The sequence below is a fragment of the Staphylococcus simulans genome, assembly GCF_003043455.1.
Taxonomy (GTDB): Bacteria; Bacillota; Bacilli; order Staphylococcales; family Staphylococcaceae; genus Staphylococcus; species Staphylococcus simulans_A.
The window spans coordinates 32,647-51,098 of the sequence record NZ_PZGG01000004.1 but is presented as its reverse complement, the minus strand read 5'-3'; the positions used below and the strand labels follow the sequence as shown (position 1 = coordinate 51,098).

Below are 18,452 nucleotides of genomic sequence, written 5' to 3'. Positions count from 1 at the left end.
TTTTTATTTTCCGAGACAGAACTGACTGAATAACTGGTCAATCAATTCGTCGCTTGCAGAAGCACCGATAATCTCTCCTAAAATCTCCCAAGTTCTTGTTAAATCAATTTGAACCATATCCATAGGGATACCAGCTTCTGCTGCATCTATTGCATCTTGTATCGAATGACGTGCTTGTTTCAGCAATGAAATATGTCTTGAGTTTGAAACGTAAGTCATATCTTGGTTTTGAACTTCACCGCCGAAGAACAAGTCACGAATTTGTTCTTCTAATTGATCAATGCCTTCTTGTTTTAACATAGATGTTTCAATAACTGGCATATCTCCGACCATATCACGAACTTCATCTAAATCAAGATGTTGTTCTAAATCTGTTTTATTCACAATGACAATCGCATCTTCATTCTTGATGACTTCATATAATTTAACATCTTCTTCAGTCAATGCTTCATTATAGTTTAAGACAAATAAGATTAAATCTGCTTCACTTAAAGCTTTGCGTGAACGTTCCACACCAATTTTTTCTACAATGTCCTCAGTCTCACGGATGCCTGCTGTGTCGACGAGACGAAGTGGTACACCACGCACATTGACGTACTCTTCTAAGACATCCCGCGTAGTACCCGCAACTTCTGTCACAATCGCTTTATTGTCTTGAATCAAGTTATTTAACATAGAAGACTTACCGACGTTAGGCTTACCGACTATAACTGTCGAAAGTCCTTCTCTCATGATTTTACCCTGTGTACCTGTAGCTAAAAGACGATCGATTTCTGATTTGATTTCTTCTGATTTCTCTAATAAGAATTCAGTTGTCGCATCTTCAACATCGTCATATTCTGGGTAGTCAATGTTCACTTCAACCTGTGCTAGGATTTCTAAGATAGATTGACGTTGACGTTTGATCATATCACTTAAACGTCCTTCAATCTGATTCATCGCAACTTTAGACGCTCGGTCTGTCTTAGAACGAATGAAATCCATGACTGCTTCAGCTTGAGATAAATCAATACGGCCATTTAAGAATGCGCGTTTTGTATACTCCCCAGGTTCAGCCATTCTAGCACCAGCCGTCATTGTAAGTTCTAACACACGATTAATCGTTAAGATTCCGCCGTGACAGTTAATTTCTACGATATCTTCTCTTGTAAATGTTTTTGGTGCACGCAGCACGGATACCATTACTTCTTCTACTACTTCATTCGTATCAGGATCGACAATATGTCCATAATTAATTGTATGCGAATCTACTTCAGCTAATGGTTTCTTTCCTTTATAGAGTTTATCAGTGATTTCGATTGCACGACTTCCTGATAAACGGACAATACCAATCGCACCCTCTCCCATCGGAGTAGAAATACTGGTAATTGTATCTAAATCCAACATGCTGCTTCGCCTCCTCTACTTAAATTTCTAACTCTATAATTGTAATGACTTTTATTGTGAATTGCCACATATGTGTTCGAATTCTATGGAGGTTAGACTCACGTTTGTCTGATATAAGACTTCGGTTTGTCTACTTTATTCTCTTATTGAATAGTTTTGCAATTTTAAGTACATGCTCTAAACTTTTTTGAATTTCCAGTACAGTCATATCTTTTGCAGGTTGTCTTGCAATAACAATAATCTTTTTCGCAATCATATCTTCTTTATGTACTTTAAAATTTTCTCTGATTGCTCTTTTAATACGATTGCGTGTCACTGCATTGCCGAGTTTTTTAGAAACACTGATTCCTAATTGAAAATGAGTCAAATTTTTATCTGGCATGACATAAACGACAAATTGGCGATTTGCGAATGACTTTCCTCTTCTATAAATCGTTTGAAAATCGCTATTTCTTTTAATGCGATATGCTTTTTCCACTTCCATCACTCACTTATTTTTCTATTCTTGCTGCTCCCCTACCCTATCATTACGTTCTAGTGTAAAGAATCAGAACTGTATTTTCCAACCCGTGTATCTTTTTTACCTGCATGAAAGCAAAAAAAAGACCACTGATAGGTCAGTGATCTTATGCTGATAAAACTTTACGGCCTTTGCGACGACGACGCGCTAATACTTTACGGCCATTTTTAGTGCTCATGCGTTTTCTGAAACCATGAACTTTACTGTGTTTACGTTTATTTGGTTGATAAGTACGTTTTACCATGTAAAAACACCTCCATATCGAATCTATCTTCATTTATAGTCGCTTTCTCATCTAACAAATGTGATGAGAGTCTTGGAAAAGATCTGCATCTACAGCCTCATCTAATATAACCGAGATATTACAGCCTTCTACCAAGTATCACCGAAGTATTTCTACGGTGTCTGCGAAAGGTTAAGCATCTATATCAAAAGGCTTACCTTACTTAGTTCAATTATCAATATCTTAGTCATAATTCAAGCAACTACTAAAATATAACAAATTCAACCTTATAAAGCAAGTACATTTTAAGGGAGATATATCCAAAAAGTTATCCACTTATTCACAGATGAACAGTGACATTCTGTGGATAATTATGTTACTATACACAGACGTTTGCACATAAAAACCACATATCCACAAGAGTTTGACAGGTAGATTTGTTAATAAGTATAATTGTGTGGATAAGTCTTGTAAGGTTTGATAAATAAACGGTTTACAACTTACAATTATCAACATTTTTTCTGTGTATAACACAAAATCAAATAAAGTTATCCACCGATTGTGATTAACTTGTGGATAATTATTAACAGCCTGTGTGGAAAGTTATCCACGGGGTGTGATTTTGTGTATAAGTCAAAAAATTTTAAAGAAAGATGGAGTTTATATGTCAAAAGAAGAAATTTGGGAAAAAGTTCTTGAATTAGCTAAAAGCGAATTGGCAGAAGTCAGTTACTCAACTTGGTTTGAGCCTCCAAAAACAAAGCTGATCGACATCGAAAAATCCGAAGCGATTATTTTAGTCGAAGATAACTTCATTCAAAATTTTCTAAAGAAGCAATACATGGATATTGTAGAAAATTTGTTTGAAAAAGCGATTGGAACGCCGCTTAAACCTCGTTTTGTCATTCAAAGCGATTTAACAGCTGATAAAAAACTTAAAGATGATCAAAAAGACAAACAACCAGAAAAAGAAACGGAAACTCCCGGTTTCCTAAGCAGCAGCGAAGATCAGTTTAACGCACATAACACATTCGAAACTTTTGTTATCGGACCTGGGAACCGCTTCCCCCATGCTGCAAGTCTTGCAGTCGCGGAAGCACCCGCAAAAGCTTACAACCCGCTCTTCATCTACGGAGGCGTAGGTTTAGGCAAAACCCACTTGATGCATGCCATCGGTCATTATGTTCTACAAAATAATAAAGATGCTAAAGTCATCTACACATCAAGTGAAAAATTCACGAATGAATTCATCAAATCTATTCGTGATAACGAAACGGAACAATTCCGTGAAAAATACAGAAACATTGATGTTCTATTGATTGATGATATCCAGTTCATTCAAAACAAAGAACAAACACAAGAAGAATTCTTCCATACTTTCAATGACTTACACCAAGCAGAAAAACAAATTGTGATTTCAAGTGACCGACCACCAAAAGAAATTTCAAAATTAGAAGATCGTCTGCGTTCACGCTTCGAATGGGGCTTAATCGTTGATATCACACCGCCTGATTATGAAACAAGAATGGCGATTCTGCAGAAAAAATTAGAGGAAGAAGATGTGGATATTCCATTAGAATCTTTAACCTATATCGCAAATCAAATTCAGTCGAACATTCGTGAATTAGAAGGTGCATTAACTCGCGTCATCGCCTATTCCAGATTACAAGGCGAACCCATCACGACTGAACTGACTGCTGAAGCACTTAAAGATATTATTCAAACACCGAAATCTAAGAAAATCACAATCCAAGATATTCAAAAAGTAGTCGGTCAATATTACAATGTGCGCCAAGAAGATTTCATTGCGAAAAAACGTACAAAATCCATTGCCTATCCGCGTCAAATCGCGATGTATCTATCACGCGAACTTACAGATTTCTCCCTTCCTAAAATCGGAGAAGAGTTCGGAGGACGTGATCATACAACTGTGATTCATGCTCATAGAACAATTCGGGTAGATATGGAAAAAGATCCGATTTTCAAACAAGAAGTGGAAAATTTGGAGAAAGAAATTCGAAATCAGTAAACATTTAAACAATTTTACTAGCAATTCGGGTAAAAATAAGTGAGAAATCGAAGCTGTTATAATACAGCAGCGAAAATCGTCATTGTGGACAATGTGCAAAAGTTGTACACACCATACACAGTTTATCCACATGTGCATAACTTTACGTGCCAAGGTTTTAGCTCGGTTATCCACTTATCCACAGCCCCTACTACTATTACTACGGTTTTAAAACCTATATAATTAATTTATAAACGACTGGAAGGAGTTTAAAATTTATGATGGAATTCACTATTAAAAGAGACTATTTCATAAATCAATTAAATGACACACTAAAAGCCATTTCACCAAGAACAACATTGCCAATCTTAACTGGTATCAAGATTGATGCTAAAGAAGAAGGCATTATTTTAACAGGTTCAGATTCAGAGATTTCAATTGAAATTTCAATCCCTAAAGAAGTTGACGGAGAAGAGATTGTAACGATTGCTGAAACAGGATCCGTTGTACTTCCTGGTCGTTTCTTTGTAGACATTATTAAAAAATTACCAGGCAAAGATGTGAAGTTATCAACAAATGAGCAATTCCAAACATTGATTACTTCAGGTCACTCAGAGTTCAACTTGAGCGGTTTAGACCCAGATCAATATCCTTTATTACCTCAAGTTTCTCAAGATGACGCAATTCAATTACCAATCAAAGTACTTAAAAACGTAATCGCACAAACAAACTTCGCAGTGTCCACCTCAGAAACACGGCCAGTTTTAACTGGTGTGAACTGGTTGATTCAAGATAATGAATTAATATGCACTGCCACTGACTCACACCGTTTAGCAGTTCGTAAATTAAAACTAGAAGACGAAGACATTGAAAATAAAAATGTCATCATTCCAGGTAAAGCTTTAGCTGAACTCAATAAAATTGTCACTGATTCAGAAGATGACATCAATATCTTCTTTGCATCTAACCAAGTGTTATTTAAAGTCGGCAACATCAATTTCATTTCAAGATTACTTGAAGGACATTATCCAGATACGTCTCGTTTATTCCCAGAGAACTACGAAACAAAAATTGAAATGAGCAACAGTGATTTCTATCACGCGATTGATCGTGCGTCATTGCTTGCACGTGAAGGCGGTAATAACGTCATCAAATTAAGCACTGGCAATCAAGAAGTTGAGCTTTCTTCTACATCACCAGAAATTGGTACGGTAAAAGAAGATGTAGACGCAAATAGTGTGGAAGGCAGCAGCTTGAAAATTTCATTCAACTCTAAGTACATGATGGATGCTTTAAAAGCAATCGATAATGACGAAGTTGAAGTAGAATTCTTCGGTACGATGAAACCATTCACTTTAAAACCAAAAGATGACGATTCAGTTGTGCAATTAATCTTGCCAATCAGAACGTATTAATCTCAAAAATAAAAGGTGACATTCACTTTAAAAAACGGAAATCCTCTTGAAGGGTTTCCGTTTTTTTATGACAGATCCAAAATAACAACGTGGAATTCATTTTAAAGTGTCTCAGATGTCGCTGAATGCACTTTAAAATTATTTAGGATAAAAATATCGATGAGCTTTAAATGTTCAATGTCACCTTTTAAAATGCGAAAAATGAGAATTAAAGACGCTAAAAAAATCAAATTATGAGGTTAACGTGAAAAAATGATGAGAAAACGCTAGATTTCAACCGTTCATACATGAAATTTATTACGAAAAAAGGTATAATATATTAATGACCTTATAAAGAAATGGAGTGAGTGTGTTGACTGAAAAAATCATGGTTGAAGGTGACATTACTTTAGGACAATTCCTGAAAACTGAAGGCATTATTGAATCAGGTGGACAGGCAAAATGGTTTTTAAAAGATTTCGAAGTTTTCTTAAACGGTGAACGTGAAACACGTCGTGGCAAAAAACTCGAAGATGGCGATCAAATTGAAATTCCTGAAGTGGGTTCTTTTGTAATTGCTCATCAAGGTGACCAATGAAATTAAATGCACTCCAACTTGAAAATTATCGCAATTATGAAGAAGTCGCATTGGATTGCCATCCAGATGTGAATATTTTGATTGGTGAAAATGCGCAAGGCAAAACTAATTTATTAGAATCCATTTACACACTTGCATTAGCAAAAAGCCATCGGACTTCAAATGATAAAGAGCTCATACGCTTTGGGGCTGAGTATGCTAAAATAGAAGGTGAGCTGAGTTACAGACATGGGAAGATGCCATTAACCATGTTTATAACTAAAAAAGGCAAAAAGGTTAAAGTAAATCATTTAGAACAACATCGTCTGACACAATATATCGGACACTTGAATGTTGTTCTTTTTGCCCCAGAGGACCTGAATATTGTCAAAGGGTCACCGCAAGTCAGACGTCGCTTTATTGATATGGAGCTGGGTCAGATGTCTGCGGTTTACCTGAATGATTTGTCTCAATATCAACGGATTTTGAAACAAAAGAACAATTACTTAAAACAGCTTCAGATTAAGCAGAAAACAGACCGCACAATGCTTGAGGTATTAAATCAGCAATTTGCGGAATATGCGCTTAAAGTCACTTTGAAGCGTGCGCACTTTATCGAGGAATTAGAAGTGCTTGCACAACCGATTCATGCCAGTATTACAGATAACAGAGAAAGTTTAGAGGTTAAATATCGTCCAAGCTTGAAACTGTCTGATACTGAGGATGAAGCGGCTTTGTTTGAAGAAGTGCAGCAATTGATGGCTGACAATATGGACAGAGAGATAGAACGCGGCGTGGCACTTTATGGTCCACACCGTGATGATTTAGGTTTTAACGTTAATGGGATGGATGCTCAGACTTATGGCTCACAAGGTCAACAGCGGACATCTGCATTATCAATTAAGCTGGCTGAGATTGAACTGATTAACAAAGAAGTCGGCGAATACCCTATCTTATTGCTTGATGACGTGCTGAGTGAATTAGATGACTCTCGTCAGACTCACCTGCTGAGTACAATTCAAGATAAGGTGCAGACATTTGTGACTACAACGTCTGTAGAAGGTATTGATCATGAAATTATGAAACATGCAAAACTTTACCGAATCAATCAAGGTGAAATTATCAAGTGATAGAAAGTGAAGGTGGAAGCATTGTCAGATGTGAACAACACGGAAGATTATGGTGCTGGACAAATACAGGTATTAGAAGGACTTGAAGCCGTTCGTAAACGTCCAGGTATGTATATCGGATCGACTTCAGAAAGAGGTCTGCACCATCTTGTATGGGAAATTGTAGATAATAGTATTGACGAAGCATTAGCTGGCTATGCTGATAAAATCGAAGTCATTATCGAGAAAGATAACTGGATTCGTGTAACAGATAACGGCCGTGGTATTCCAGTTGATATTCAAGAAAAAATGGGTCGTCCTGCAGTTGAGGTTATCTTAACTGTACTACACGCCGGTGGTAAATTCGGCGGTGGCGGATACAAAGTATCAGGCGGTCTGCATGGTGTAGGTTCTTCAGTTGTTAACGCACTTTCTGAAACATTAGAAGTGTTTGTACACCGTAATAATAAAATTTATAACCAAGCGTATAAACGCGGGGTTCCACAATATGATTTGAAAGTGGTTGGCGAAACAGAGCATACAGGAACTGAAATTCGCTTTAAAGCTGACCCTGAAATCTTTACTGAAACAACAACATATCAGTATGAATTGCTTCAAAAACGTATTCGTGAGTTAGCTTTCCTAAACAAAGGTATTCAGCTTACTTTACGTGATGAACGCGGTGAAGAAGTAAAAGAAGACTCATATCACTATGAAGGCGGTATTAAATCTTACGTTGAGTTAATCAACGAGAATAAAGAGCCTTTATTTGATGAGCCGGTTTACTTACATGACCGTAAAGACGACGTGGAAGTTGAAATTGCATTGCAATACAACAGCGGTTTCTCAACAAACTTATTATCTTATGCCAACAATATCCATACTTACGAAGGCGGTACACATGAAGACGGCTTTAAACGTGCGTTGACACGTGTATTGAACAGCTATGGTATCCAACAAGGCATTATGAAAGATGATAAAGAGCGTTTATCTGGTGAAGATACACGTGAAGGTTTAACAGCGGTTGTTTCAATTAAGCACAGTAACCCTCAATTCGAAGGACAAACCAAAACGAAACTTGGTAACTCTGAAGTTCGTCAAATCGTAGACAGACTTTTCACAGAGGATATGGAACGATTCTTATTAGAACATCCACAAGTTGCTCGTATTATTGTCGAAAAAGGTATGATGGCTTCTCGTGCACGTATCGCAGCTAAAAAAGCACGTGAAGTGACACGTAGAAAATCAGCGTTAGAGGTTTCAAGTTTACCTGGTAAATTAGCTGACTGTTCAAGTAAAAACCCTGAAGAAAGTGAAATCTTCATCGTCGAAGGTGACTCTGCCGGGGGGTCTACAAAACTTGGCCGTGATTCAAGAACACAAGCGATTTTACCGCTGCGTGGTAAAATCTTGAACGTTGAAAAATCACGTTTAGACAGAATCTTAAATAACAATGAAATCCGTTCTATGATTACTGCATTCGGTACCGGTATCGGAGAAGAATTCGATATTTCGAAAGCACGTTATCACAAAATCGTCATCATGACAGATGCTGACGTGGATGGTGCGCATATCAGAACACTGTTATTGACATTCTTCTATCGTTTCATGCGTCCATTGATTGAAGCGGGCTATGTATATATTGCACAACCGCCTTTATTCAAATTGACACAAGGTAAACAAAAGTACTATGTCTTTAACGAACGTGAATTAGAGAAATTGAAATCTGAATTGAAGCCGACACCGAAATGGTCTATTGCCCGTTATAAAGGTTTAGGTGAAATGGATGCAGATCAATTATGGGAAACAACAATGAATCCAGAGCATCGTTCAATGCTGCAAGTAACATTAGAAGATGCGATTGAAGCGGATTTAACTTTCGAAATGTTAATGGGCGATGTTGTAGAGAACCGTCGTCAATTCATCGAAGAAAATGCGGTTTACGCAAACTTGGATTTCTAATTTTGGAAGCTATGAATCAGCGAAACAGCTACGGAATTAATAACTTAAGGAGGCAATCTTGATGGCTGAATATCCTGAATCAAGAATAATTGAACGAAATATTAGTAACGAGATGCGTGAATCGTTCTTAGACTATGCGATGAGTGTTATCGTATCTCGTGCTTTGCCAGACGTCAGAGATGGTTTGAAACCGGTACATCGTCGTATTTTGTATGGGTTGAACGAACAAGGGATGACGCCTGATAAACCGTATAAGAAATCCGCACGTATCGTAGGTGACGTAATGGGTAAATATCACCCTCACGGTGACTCATCTATCTATGAAGCCATGGTACGTATGGCTCAGGATTTCAGCTATCGTTATCCTCTTGTAGACGGTCAAGGTAACTTCGGTTCCATGGATGGCGATGGGGCAGCTGCAATGCGTTATACAGAAGCACGTATGACAAAACTTGCGACTGAATTATTAAGAGATATCAATAAAGATACAATCAACTTTATCGATAACTATGACGGTACGGAAAGAGAGCCGGAAGTCTTACCGGCACGTTTCCCTAACCTCTTAGTAAACGGTGCTGCAGGTATCGCAGTAGGTATGGCAACAAACATCCCACCACACAACATGACAGAAGTCATCAATGGTGTATTAAGTTTAAGTCATAACCCTGATATCACAATCGCAGAATTGATGGAAGATATTACAGGGCCGGACTTCCCGACTGCTGGTTTAATTTTAGGTAAGAGCGGTATCCGTCGTGCTTATGAAACAGGACGCGGATCTATTCAAATGCGTGCACGTGCTGAAATTGAAGAACGTGGCGGCGGTCGTCAACGTATCGTTGTGACTGAAATTCCATTCCAAGTCAACAAAGCACGTATGATTGAAAAAATCGCAGAATTAGTACGCGACAAAAAAATCGACGGTATTACAGACTTACGTGACGAAACAAGTTTACGTACTGGCGTACGTGTTGTAATTGATGTCCGTAAAGATGCGAATGCGAGTGTTATTCTAAATAACTTATACAAACAAACACCATTACAAACTTCATTCGGTGTAAACATGATTGCCTTAATCAATGGCAGACCGAAATTAATTAACTTAAAAGAAGCATTGGTCGAATACTTAGAGCATCAAAAAGTTGTCGTACGCAGACGTACTGAATACAACTTGAAAAAAGCTGAAGACCGTGCACATATCTTAGAAGGTCTACGTATTGCGTTAGACCACATTGATGAAATCATCACAACAATCCGTGAATCTGATACAGATAAAGTAGCAATGGAACGTTTACAAGAACGTTTCAAATTGTCTGAGCGTCAAGCACAAGCTATTCTAGATATGCGTTTAAGACGTTTAACAGGTTTAGAAAGAGACAAAATTGAATCTGAATATAACGACTTGATTGCGTACATCGAAGAATTAAGAGCAATTCTTGCTGACGAAGAAAAATTATTACAACTTGTTCGTGATGAATTAATCGAAGTCAGAGAACGTTATGGTGATGAACGTCGTACTGAAATTCAACTTGGCGGTTTAGACCAAATCGAAGATGAAGACTTAATTCCAGAAGAACAAATTGTGATTACATTAAGTCATAATAACTACATCAAACGTTTACCTGTTTCTACCTACCGTGCACAAAATCGTGGCGGTCGCGGTGTTCAAGGCATGAATACATTAGAAGAAGACTTCGTGAGTCAGATTGTTTCGTTGAGCACGCATGACCATGTGTTGTTCTTTACGAACCAAGGTCGTGTTTATAAACTGAAAGGTTATGAAGTACCGGAACTCTCACGTCAGTCTAAAGGTATTCCAGTTATCAACGCAATTGAACTTGAAAATGATGAAGTCATCAGCACAATGATTGCGGTAAAAGACTTAGAGAAAGAAGATGCATTCTTAATCTTCGCAACCAAACATGGTATTGTGAAACGTTCATCTCTAAGCAACTTCTCACATATCAATAGAAACGGTAAGATTGCGATCAACTTCAGAGATGAAGATGAATTAGTAGCGGTACGTCTTACGGATGGCTCAAAAGATGTCTTACTTGGTACATCACGTGCGTCACTTATCCGCTTCAAAGAATCACTCTTACGTCCGCTTGGCCGTACAGCAGCTGGTGTGAAAGGTATTACCTTACGTGAAGGTGACGAAGTCGTAGGACTTGCGGTCGCAAATGGTGATAGTGAAGATGAAGTATTAGTAGTCACTGAAAATGGTTACGGTAAACGTACACCGCTTGAAGAATACCGTGTATCTAACCGTGGCGGTAAAGGTATCAAAACAGCTACGATTACTGAGAAAAACGGTGATATCGTCTGCATCACAACAGTAACAGGCGAAGAAGACTTAATGATTGTCACAAATCATGGTGTGATTATCCGTATCGATGTCGGCGACATTTCACAAAACGGACGTTCAGCACAAGGGGTAAGATTAATCCGCTTGAGCGATGAACAATTTGTTTCTACTGTAGCGAAAGTTCAAGAAGAACCAGAAGATGAATTAGAAGGTACTTCTGAAGATGAAACAAATCCAGGTGAAAATGGACCAACACCAACAATTAGTGAAGAAGTCGTAGAATCAGAAGATGATGACCGTACAATTCACACAGAAGTATTAGATGAAACTGTAGAAGAAGACGGTGAACGTACAGAATTAAGACAAGACTTCATGGATCGTGTGAACGAAGATATTAAAAACGCAGATTCAGAAGATGATGAAGATAACGACGAAGAATAATAGATAGTAATAGATAAAGTAAAAGCTTTCTGCAAAACCACTAGGTTAAGCAGAAAGCTTTTTTTTATTACTGTTAATAGATTAAGTTTAATCTTCTTTTTCTTCTAAACGCTTCATCGCATATGGAATTTCCGCAATTAAGTTAGATGGTGGAACTACGTACATCTCTTTAGATAAGTGTTCACCAATATAACTATGCACATATGTCGCAGTTTTAACCGCGTAATCAAAGTCATCAAACTGACCGATAAAGCTTGTGATAATACCAGATAATGTATCACCCATGCCGCCAGTTGCCATAGCGGGTGTGCCGATTTCTAGTTTATACGTATTATCTTTTAAATAGATTTCTGTACCATGTTGTTTTAAGACCACTGCAGAGTGCATTTGATCTACAACTTCACGGTTACGTTCATAGGTTTGTTCTTCAATTGGAATGCCGCTTAATCTTTCCCATTCCATTTGGTGCGGTGTGAACACGACATTTTGACATTTAGGCACTTCTACTTTTAATTTACTCATAATCGTAATCGCATCACCATCAATAATCAGGTTCTGATGCGGTTGGATATTTTGAAGTAAGAATGTCATCGCATTATTACCTTTAAAGTCTAGACCAAGTCCAGGGCCGATTAAAATACTGTCTGATGTTTCGATTAGTTTCGTTAACATCTTCGTATCATTAATGTCGACAACCATTGCTTCAGGACAGCGAGAATGTAAAGCCGCATGATTCGTCGGATGTGTCGCAACTGTAATCAAACCGCTTCCGCTATACACACATGCACGTGCAGCCATAATAATTGCGCCGCCTAAATTTGCGTTTCCGCCAATTAATAAGATTCTGCCGTAATCTCCTTTATGTGTCTCATCTTTTCGTTTTGGAATCGTAACATCTGTTAAAATTTCCACCATAATCCCTCCATAACCCATTCATTTTACACTTAAGCTTCATACAATGGAGCTTTAGGTTTTCGATGTATTGATTATTTATAAAATTTAAGCACACCCTAGTCAATGGAGTGAGCCTTTCATACCTGTAGTTTTAATTGTTTCTCAATGCATTACAACATCTTATACCTATCGTTTAGGTAAGTCAACACTTTCTCTTCTAAGACTTAATGAACATTTTGTAAAGTCTTGTGAGAGTAAGTAAGAACATATGATTCCCCACTGTCTTTATCATTGTTTCTATTTTGATAGAAAGTCATCATGAAAATTTAGCGTGCTAAACTAGTGACGTATTAACACGCTACGGCTTTGGCAGAATCTATTGTCCTACTAAAAATGTAAGCGTATACTTGGGATAATTGTATACATTTATTTTCTGAGGGGGTAATTCAATTGACACTAGAATTAAACGGAGCATCGCTCACAATTGAAGATATAAAAAAATTTTTACACCAGCAAGATAAGGTAACAATCTCATCTGATGCGATGGAACGCGTAAAGCAAAGCCGTGCCATTGTAGAAGATATTATTAAAAATAAAGAAACGATTTATGGGATTACAACAGGATTCGGTTTGTTTAGTGATGTCTTAATCGATCCACAACAATACAACCAACTTCAAGTAAACTTGATTCGTTCACATGCTTGCGGTACAGGTGATCCGTTTTCTCATGATGTTGCACTTGTGATGATGATTTTACGTTTGAATACAATGTTGAAAGGTCATTCAGGTGTTACGACTGATTTAGTCGATCAATTAGTTTATTTTATTAATGAACGTATTATTCCAATTATTCCACAACAAGGTTCTTTAGGCGCTTCAGGTGATTTAGCACCTCTATCTCACCTTGCGCTAGCTCTAATTGGAGAAGGTAAAGTCTTTTATCAACAAGAAGAGAAAGACAGTGCTGATGTATTACATGAATTAGGACGTGAACCTTTAGCATTATCTGCCAAAGAAGGTTTAGCATTGATTAACGGGACACAAGCAATGACAGCACAAGGCGTGATCAGCTGGATTGAAGCGGAAGCTCTAGCTTATCAATCAGAATGGATTGCCTCGCTAACACATCAAGCGTTAAATGGCATTACAGATGCCTATCGTCCTGAAGTTCATGATGCACGTAACTTCCCTGAACAAAGTGCAGTCGCAGATCGTATGTTGTATTGGTTAGAAGACTCTCAGCTAACAACGACACAAGGCGAAATCAGAGTGCAAGATGCTTATACATTACGTTGTATTCCACAAGTACACGGCGCAAGCTTTGAAACATTGAAATTTGTGAAGCAACAATTAGAACGTGAAATGAATGCGGCAAATGATAACCCATTAATCTTCCATGAAGGTGATGAAACATTAGTCATCTCAGGTGGTAACTTCCATGGTCAACCTGTCGCATATGCGTTAGATTTCTTGAAAATTGCGGTAAGTGAACTCGCGAATATCGCAGAGCGTCGTTTAGAACGTTTAGTGAATCCGCAATTGAATGGTGATTTACCTGCATTCTTAAGTCCTGAACCTGGCTTACAAAGTGGTGCGATGATTATGCAGTATGCAGCAGCAAGTTTAGTATCAGAAAATAAAACACTAGCACATCCTGCGAGTGTGGATTCTATTCCTTCATCTGCGAACCAAGAAGATCATGTCTCTATGGGTACAATCGGTTCAAGACATGGTTATCAAATTGTGGATAATGCGCGTAGAGTGTTATCGATTGAATTAATTATTGCGTTGCAAGCGGTGGAATTAAAAGGTATTGCTCAGTTATCACCGCGTTCACGTGAAAAATATGAGACGCTAAGAAACATTACGCCATCGATTACAGAAGATCGTCAATTCCATCATGATATCACGCAAGTCTCACGTTATTTACAGCAAGCAGCGTATACTGATGCAGAATGCAAATAACATGAATTTTTCTTGAATTCAGAAAAATTTTAAATTTGAGTTGCATTTTAAATAAGTATTTGCTATAGTGAAGTTAAGTTCATAAGACATTGTTCGCAGGATAAGTAATCCTAGTCCTTAATTCCAGAGAGCTTATGGTTGGTGTGAATAAGCAATTAAGACTAAGTGACGAATCTACCTGCATTTGAGAGAACAACCGGTTTAACCGTTATTTTAGAGAGAGTGCAGTGTGCATCAATTGATTTGATACATACTGTTAAATAGGGTGGCAACACGTAATACCACGTCCCTTGTAGGGGCGTGGTATTTTTTTATACTTTTTTAGCTGCTCTCATTATATTATTAATTAAAATTTAAATACCCCGACACTTATTTTGAAAGGATGACTGACACATGTTAGATATTAAATTGTTTAGAAACGAAACGGATCGCTTGAAAGAGAAAGTAAGATTACGCGGAATGGACCCACAAATCGTGGACACAGTATTAGAACTTGATGGTAAACGCCGTGAGTTAATCGGTAAAGCAGAAGAAATGAAAGCTGAACGTAACCGAGTAAGCGGTGAAATCGCTGAGAAAAAACGCAATAAAGAAAATGCGGACGATGTCATTAAACAAATGAGAGATCTTGGCGACAAAATCAAAGACATCGATACTGAGTTAAACGAAGTAGACAATGATTTACATTATAAATTATCTACAATCCCTAATATCATGCATGATGATGTGCCAGAAGGCGAAACTGATGAAGAAAATATCGAAGTGAAAAAATGGGGTACGCCTCGTGAATTCGACTTCGAAGCGAAAGCACACTGGGATTTAGTTGAAGAATTAGGTATGGCAGATTTCGAACGTGCTGCACGTGTATCTGGTGCGCGTTTCGTCTTCTTAACAAATGAAGGTGCACAGTTAGAACGTGCATTAATGAACTATATGTTAACAAAACATACAACACAGCACGGCTATACTGAAATGATGGTACCACAACTTGTGAATGCAAATTCTATGTATGGTACAGGTCAACTTCCAAAATTCGAAGAAGACTTATTCAAGATTGAAAAAGAAGGACTTTACATGATTCCTACTGCGGAAGTACCGTTAACTAACTTCTACCGCGAAGAAGTCTTGTCTGCAGATAAATTGCCAGGCAAGTTCACTGGACAGTCAGCTTGCTTCAGAAGTGAAGCGGGTTCTGCCGGACGTGACACACGTGGCTTAATCCGTTTACACCAATTCGACAAAGTTGAGTTGGTACGTTTTGAAAAACCTGAAGATTCTTGGGATGCATTAGAACAGTTAACAAGCGACGCAGAAGCAATCTTGGAAGAACTTGAATTACCATATCGTCGTGTCATTCTTTGTACTGGCGACTTAGGTTTCAGTTCAAGTAAAACATATGACTTAGAAGTTTGGCTTCCAAGTTATCAAGATTACAAAGAAATCAGCTCATGTTCTAACATGACAGATTTCCAAGCACGTCGTGCTAACATCCGTTTCAAACGCGACAAAGATGCTAAACCTGAATTAGTTCATACATTGAACGGAAGCGGCTTAGCAGTAGGTCGTACGTTTGCGGCAATTGTTGAAAATTACCAAAACGCTGATGGATCAATTACGATTCCTAAAGCATTGGTACCGTTCATGGGCGGAAAAGAAAAAATCGGCCCTGCAACAAAATAAATGGGATCATCGAGTAGTTGGAAAACGAATTAAGATGATCCAACCTCGTTCCAATATATATATTTACCTACCACATGGACGCTATGCCTTACCAACATAGCGTCCTCTTTTTATATGAAATTTTAATATTTCCCACCCTATTATTTCCTAAAATACAAAGAAAAACCGACTACCCTCTAAGGATAATCGGTTGAAATAGAATAGTTTAAAAGTGTTGCTGTTAAAGAGTTTGTAGACGAATGGGTGTCTTACTGCAGACAAGCGTCAGTCTAACTTGATTACTCTTGGTTTTGTGTTTCTGATTGCTCAGCGGTATCAACATATAGAAATGCGATGACACTCATAATGCTTAGTGTCACAAATGCACAACCTAATGGAATCAGAAAATTTCCTGCGTTTAAAAAGATGAGACCTGTAATGCTCATTTTAATTAAGGCATGCAATACGAAACATAAAATACTGGTGAAGAACAGTGCAAGACTGCTTCCAGCTAAGAAAACTTTCTGCATACTTCTGGTACTCCTTCTTCTTTTGAATCTTTTTTTATCACTCTCATTATAACGTGGTTTGCAATATATTACGATAGCGTTTTCGGGAATTAATAAAAATTTAACAAATGGATAGAGTTCAAGCCTTTCTTATTTAGTTAAGAGAGTGATTGAATCAAACTAAAAATGAAGATAATTAGAGTTGATACGGTAGTGAGTAATAATGCGATGATCGTCATTTTTTGACTTCTTACTTGTTTCGGTTTTTTTGTTTCAATAAATAAAATGATCATTGCGGCAATTAATAATAAACCTACGATGGAATATGTAATGATACTTCCAGTTGTCATAAAATCTCCTCCGAAGTTGTTATAATATAAATACTTTATTTATTATATACCTCACTTTTCTAAAGGGAAACATTATAAAATAAAGGGTATAGTTGATAAGAAACAACTGAAGGAATTAAACTTTATCTACACAGTTAAAAACATGTAGGGAGCTAGTGATATCAAGTAGGTGATTCTTGCCAACTATGTTAAAATAATTCTTATAGTTACTAAAGTATAGGAGTGGCGAATTTGTTTGCAAAAATAGACCTGAAGGCGACGCTACTTGCAACATTGGCATTGCTGATTGTTGCGGCAGTCACCTATGTTATACCGGTTGCCGGACTCATCTTATTTTTCGTTGCAACGGTGCCTGGTATTATTCTATGGCATAAGTCTATTATGTCTTTCGGTATTGCCGCACTGATCACAGTTGTTTTAACTGTCCTGTTGGGAAGTGAAGGTGTACTGAGCTATATCATCTTCATTTTGATTTTGAGTTTGATTATAGGGCAATTATTAAAAGAACGTACATCGAAAGAACGTATACTCTATATTTCAACTACATATATGAGTATTATCAGTTTGGCAGGCTTTATGCTGCTTCAAGTCTTCGATAAACTTCCGCTTTCACAAGTGCTTGTGAAGCCATTTAAAGATCAAATGTATCAAGCAATGGCAATGAGTGGGCTAGATGCTTCTTCACGTAGTGTGTTAGAAGAAGGTTTTAGACAATTAGCAGTTCAATTACCAAGTTATACGATTATTGTTATTTTTATCATGATACTTATTAACTTGATTGTATCGTTTCCAATTTTAGGTAAGTTCAAAATAGCAACCCCAGTGTTTAAACCGTTATATGCATGGCAGTTTAAACGTGTACTCGCATATATTTACTTTATAGTATTGCTTTGTGTCATGTTCGCAACGCAACCTGGCACGTTCCAAAGTATCGTTTTAAATATGCAGGTTATCCTATCATTTATTATGTTCATTCAAGGTTTAAGTTTCATTGCTTACTTTGCGAAAGCGAAACGTTTACCTGTAGGTGTGGGCATTTTATTAATGATTATAGGATTTTTACTGACACCTGTAATTCCGATTATCGGCTTACTTGGTGTTGTAGATATTACTTTCAACTTAAAACGATTTATTAAAAAATGATTTG

The 18,452-nt window shown here is 37.5% G+C and carries 15 protein-coding genes and 1 other annotated feature; of the genes, 9 read left to right on the top strand and 6 right to left on the bottom strand.

All coding sequences use genetic code 11. The features are described from left to right. Positions 1-3: 3 nt before the first annotated feature. The 3 genes from mnmE to rpmH form a co-directional block, all read right to left on the bottom strand. Positions 4-1,383, bottom strand: coding sequence for a tRNA uridine-5-carboxymethylaminomethyl(34) synthesis GTPase MnmE (mnmE, locus tag BU038_RS01545; protein WP_096754688.1), 1,380 nt, complete (start codon positions 1,381-1,383; stop codon positions 4-6). Between the two features lie 133 nt (positions 1,384-1,516). Then, entirely contained in the window at positions 1,517-1,870 is a 354-nt protein-coding gene (gene rnpA, locus BU038_RS01540) for a ribonuclease P protein component (protein WP_023014874.1), read from the bottom strand. A 142-nt stretch (positions 1,871-2,012) separates the two neighbouring features. After that, positions 2,013-2,150 carry a 50S ribosomal protein L34 gene (gene rpmH / locus BU038_RS01535; RefSeq protein ID WP_000240855.1) on the bottom strand — a complete coding sequence of 46 codons (138 nt, stop codon included), beginning with the start codon at positions 2,148-2,150 and terminating at the stop codon, positions 2,013-2,015. A 643-nt stretch (positions 2,151-2,793) separates the two neighbouring features. On the opposite strand from rpmH, the gene dnaA reads away from it, so the two are divergent. The 6 genes from dnaA to gyrA all read left to right on the top strand — a co-directional run bounded on the left by dnaA (position 2,794) and on the right by gyrA (position 11,928). After that, positions 2,794-4,158: a chromosomal replication initiator protein DnaA gene (gene dnaA, locus BU038_RS01530; protein ID WP_107604503.1), complete on the top strand. Its 1,365-nt coding sequence runs from the start codon at positions 2,794-2,796 to the stop codon at positions 4,156-4,158. A 257-nt stretch (positions 4,159-4,415) separates the two neighbouring features. After that, positions 4,416-5,552 (top strand): DNA polymerase III subunit beta, encoded by a 1,137-nt coding sequence (dnaN, locus tag BU038_RS01525; RefSeq protein WP_057510713.1) that lies wholly within the window; start codon positions 4,416-4,418, stop codon positions 5,550-5,552. Between the two features lie 367 nt (positions 5,553-5,919). Next, positions 5,920-6,129 carry a S4 domain-containing protein YaaA gene (gene yaaA, locus BU038_RS01520; RefSeq protein ID WP_199790672.1) on the top strand — a complete coding sequence of 70 codons (210 nt, stop codon included), beginning with the start codon at positions 5,920-5,922 and terminating at the stop codon, positions 6,127-6,129. Beyond that, complete coding sequence (recF, locus tag BU038_RS01515; RefSeq protein WP_002480293.1) at positions 6,126-7,238, top strand: DNA replication/repair protein RecF; 1,113 nt, start codon at positions 6,126-6,128, stop codon at positions 7,236-7,238. The genes yaaA and recF overlap by 4 nt, the downstream gene beginning before the upstream one ends. A 12-nt stretch (positions 7,239-7,250) precedes the next feature. Further along, on the top strand, positions 7,251-9,179 hold the full coding sequence (gene gyrB / locus BU038_RS01510; RefSeq protein ID WP_182676001.1) for a DNA topoisomerase (ATP-hydrolyzing) subunit B: 1,929 nt from the start codon (positions 7,251-7,253) through the stop codon (positions 9,177-9,179). Positions 9,180-9,240: 61 nt separating this feature from the next. Continuing rightward, positions 9,241-11,928: a DNA gyrase subunit A gene (gene gyrA / locus BU038_RS01505; RefSeq protein WP_107604501.1), complete on the top strand. Its 2,688-nt coding sequence runs from the start codon at positions 9,241-9,243 to the stop codon at positions 11,926-11,928. An 87-nt stretch (positions 11,929-12,015) separates the two neighbouring features. On the opposite strand, the gene BU038_RS01500 is transcribed toward gyrA, so the two are convergent. Beyond that, positions 12,016-12,840, bottom strand: coding sequence for an NAD(P)H-hydrate dehydratase (locus tag BU038_RS01500; RefSeq protein ID WP_107604500.1), 825 nt, complete (start codon positions 12,838-12,840; stop codon positions 12,016-12,018). A gap of 432 nt (positions 12,841-13,272) precedes the next feature. Between BU038_RS01500 and hutH the strand changes: the two genes are divergently transcribed. Both hutH and serS read left to right on the top strand, forming a co-directional pair. Then, complete coding sequence (gene hutH / locus BU038_RS01495; RefSeq protein ID WP_107604499.1) at positions 13,273-14,787, top strand: histidine ammonia-lyase; 1,515 nt, start codon at positions 13,273-13,275, stop codon at positions 14,785-14,787. A gap of 89 nt (positions 14,788-14,876) precedes the next feature. Further along, positions 14,877-15,081 (top strand) — a binding site (T-box leader). Between the two features lie 99 nt (positions 15,082-15,180). Further along, positions 15,181-16,467: a serine--tRNA ligase gene (gene serS, locus BU038_RS01490; protein ID WP_107604498.1), complete on the top strand. Its 1,287-nt coding sequence runs from the start codon at positions 15,181-15,183 to the stop codon at positions 16,465-16,467. 278 nt (positions 16,468-16,745) lie between these two features. Here serS and BU038_RS01485 read toward each other — a convergent pair whose 3' ends face one another. Together BU038_RS01485 and BU038_RS01480 are read right to left on the bottom strand one after the other, a co-directional pair. Next, complete coding sequence (locus BU038_RS01485; protein WP_002480287.1) at positions 16,746-16,976, bottom strand: hypothetical protein; 231 nt, start codon at positions 16,974-16,976, stop codon at positions 16,746-16,748. A 137-nt stretch (positions 16,977-17,113) separates the two neighbouring features. After that, positions 17,114-17,305: a hypothetical protein gene (locus tag BU038_RS01480; RefSeq protein ID WP_107604497.1), complete on the bottom strand. Its 192-nt coding sequence runs from the start codon at positions 17,303-17,305 to the stop codon at positions 17,114-17,116. 216 nt (positions 17,306-17,521) lie between these two features. Here BU038_RS01480 and BU038_RS01475 point away from each other — a divergent pair, with 216 nt between their 5' ends. Next, on the top strand, positions 17,522-18,448 hold the full coding sequence (locus tag BU038_RS01475) for a DUF2232 domain-containing protein (RefSeq protein ID WP_199219675.1): 927 nt from the start codon (positions 17,522-17,524) through the stop codon (positions 18,446-18,448). The last annotated feature ends 4 nt before the right edge of the window (positions 18,449-18,452 follow it).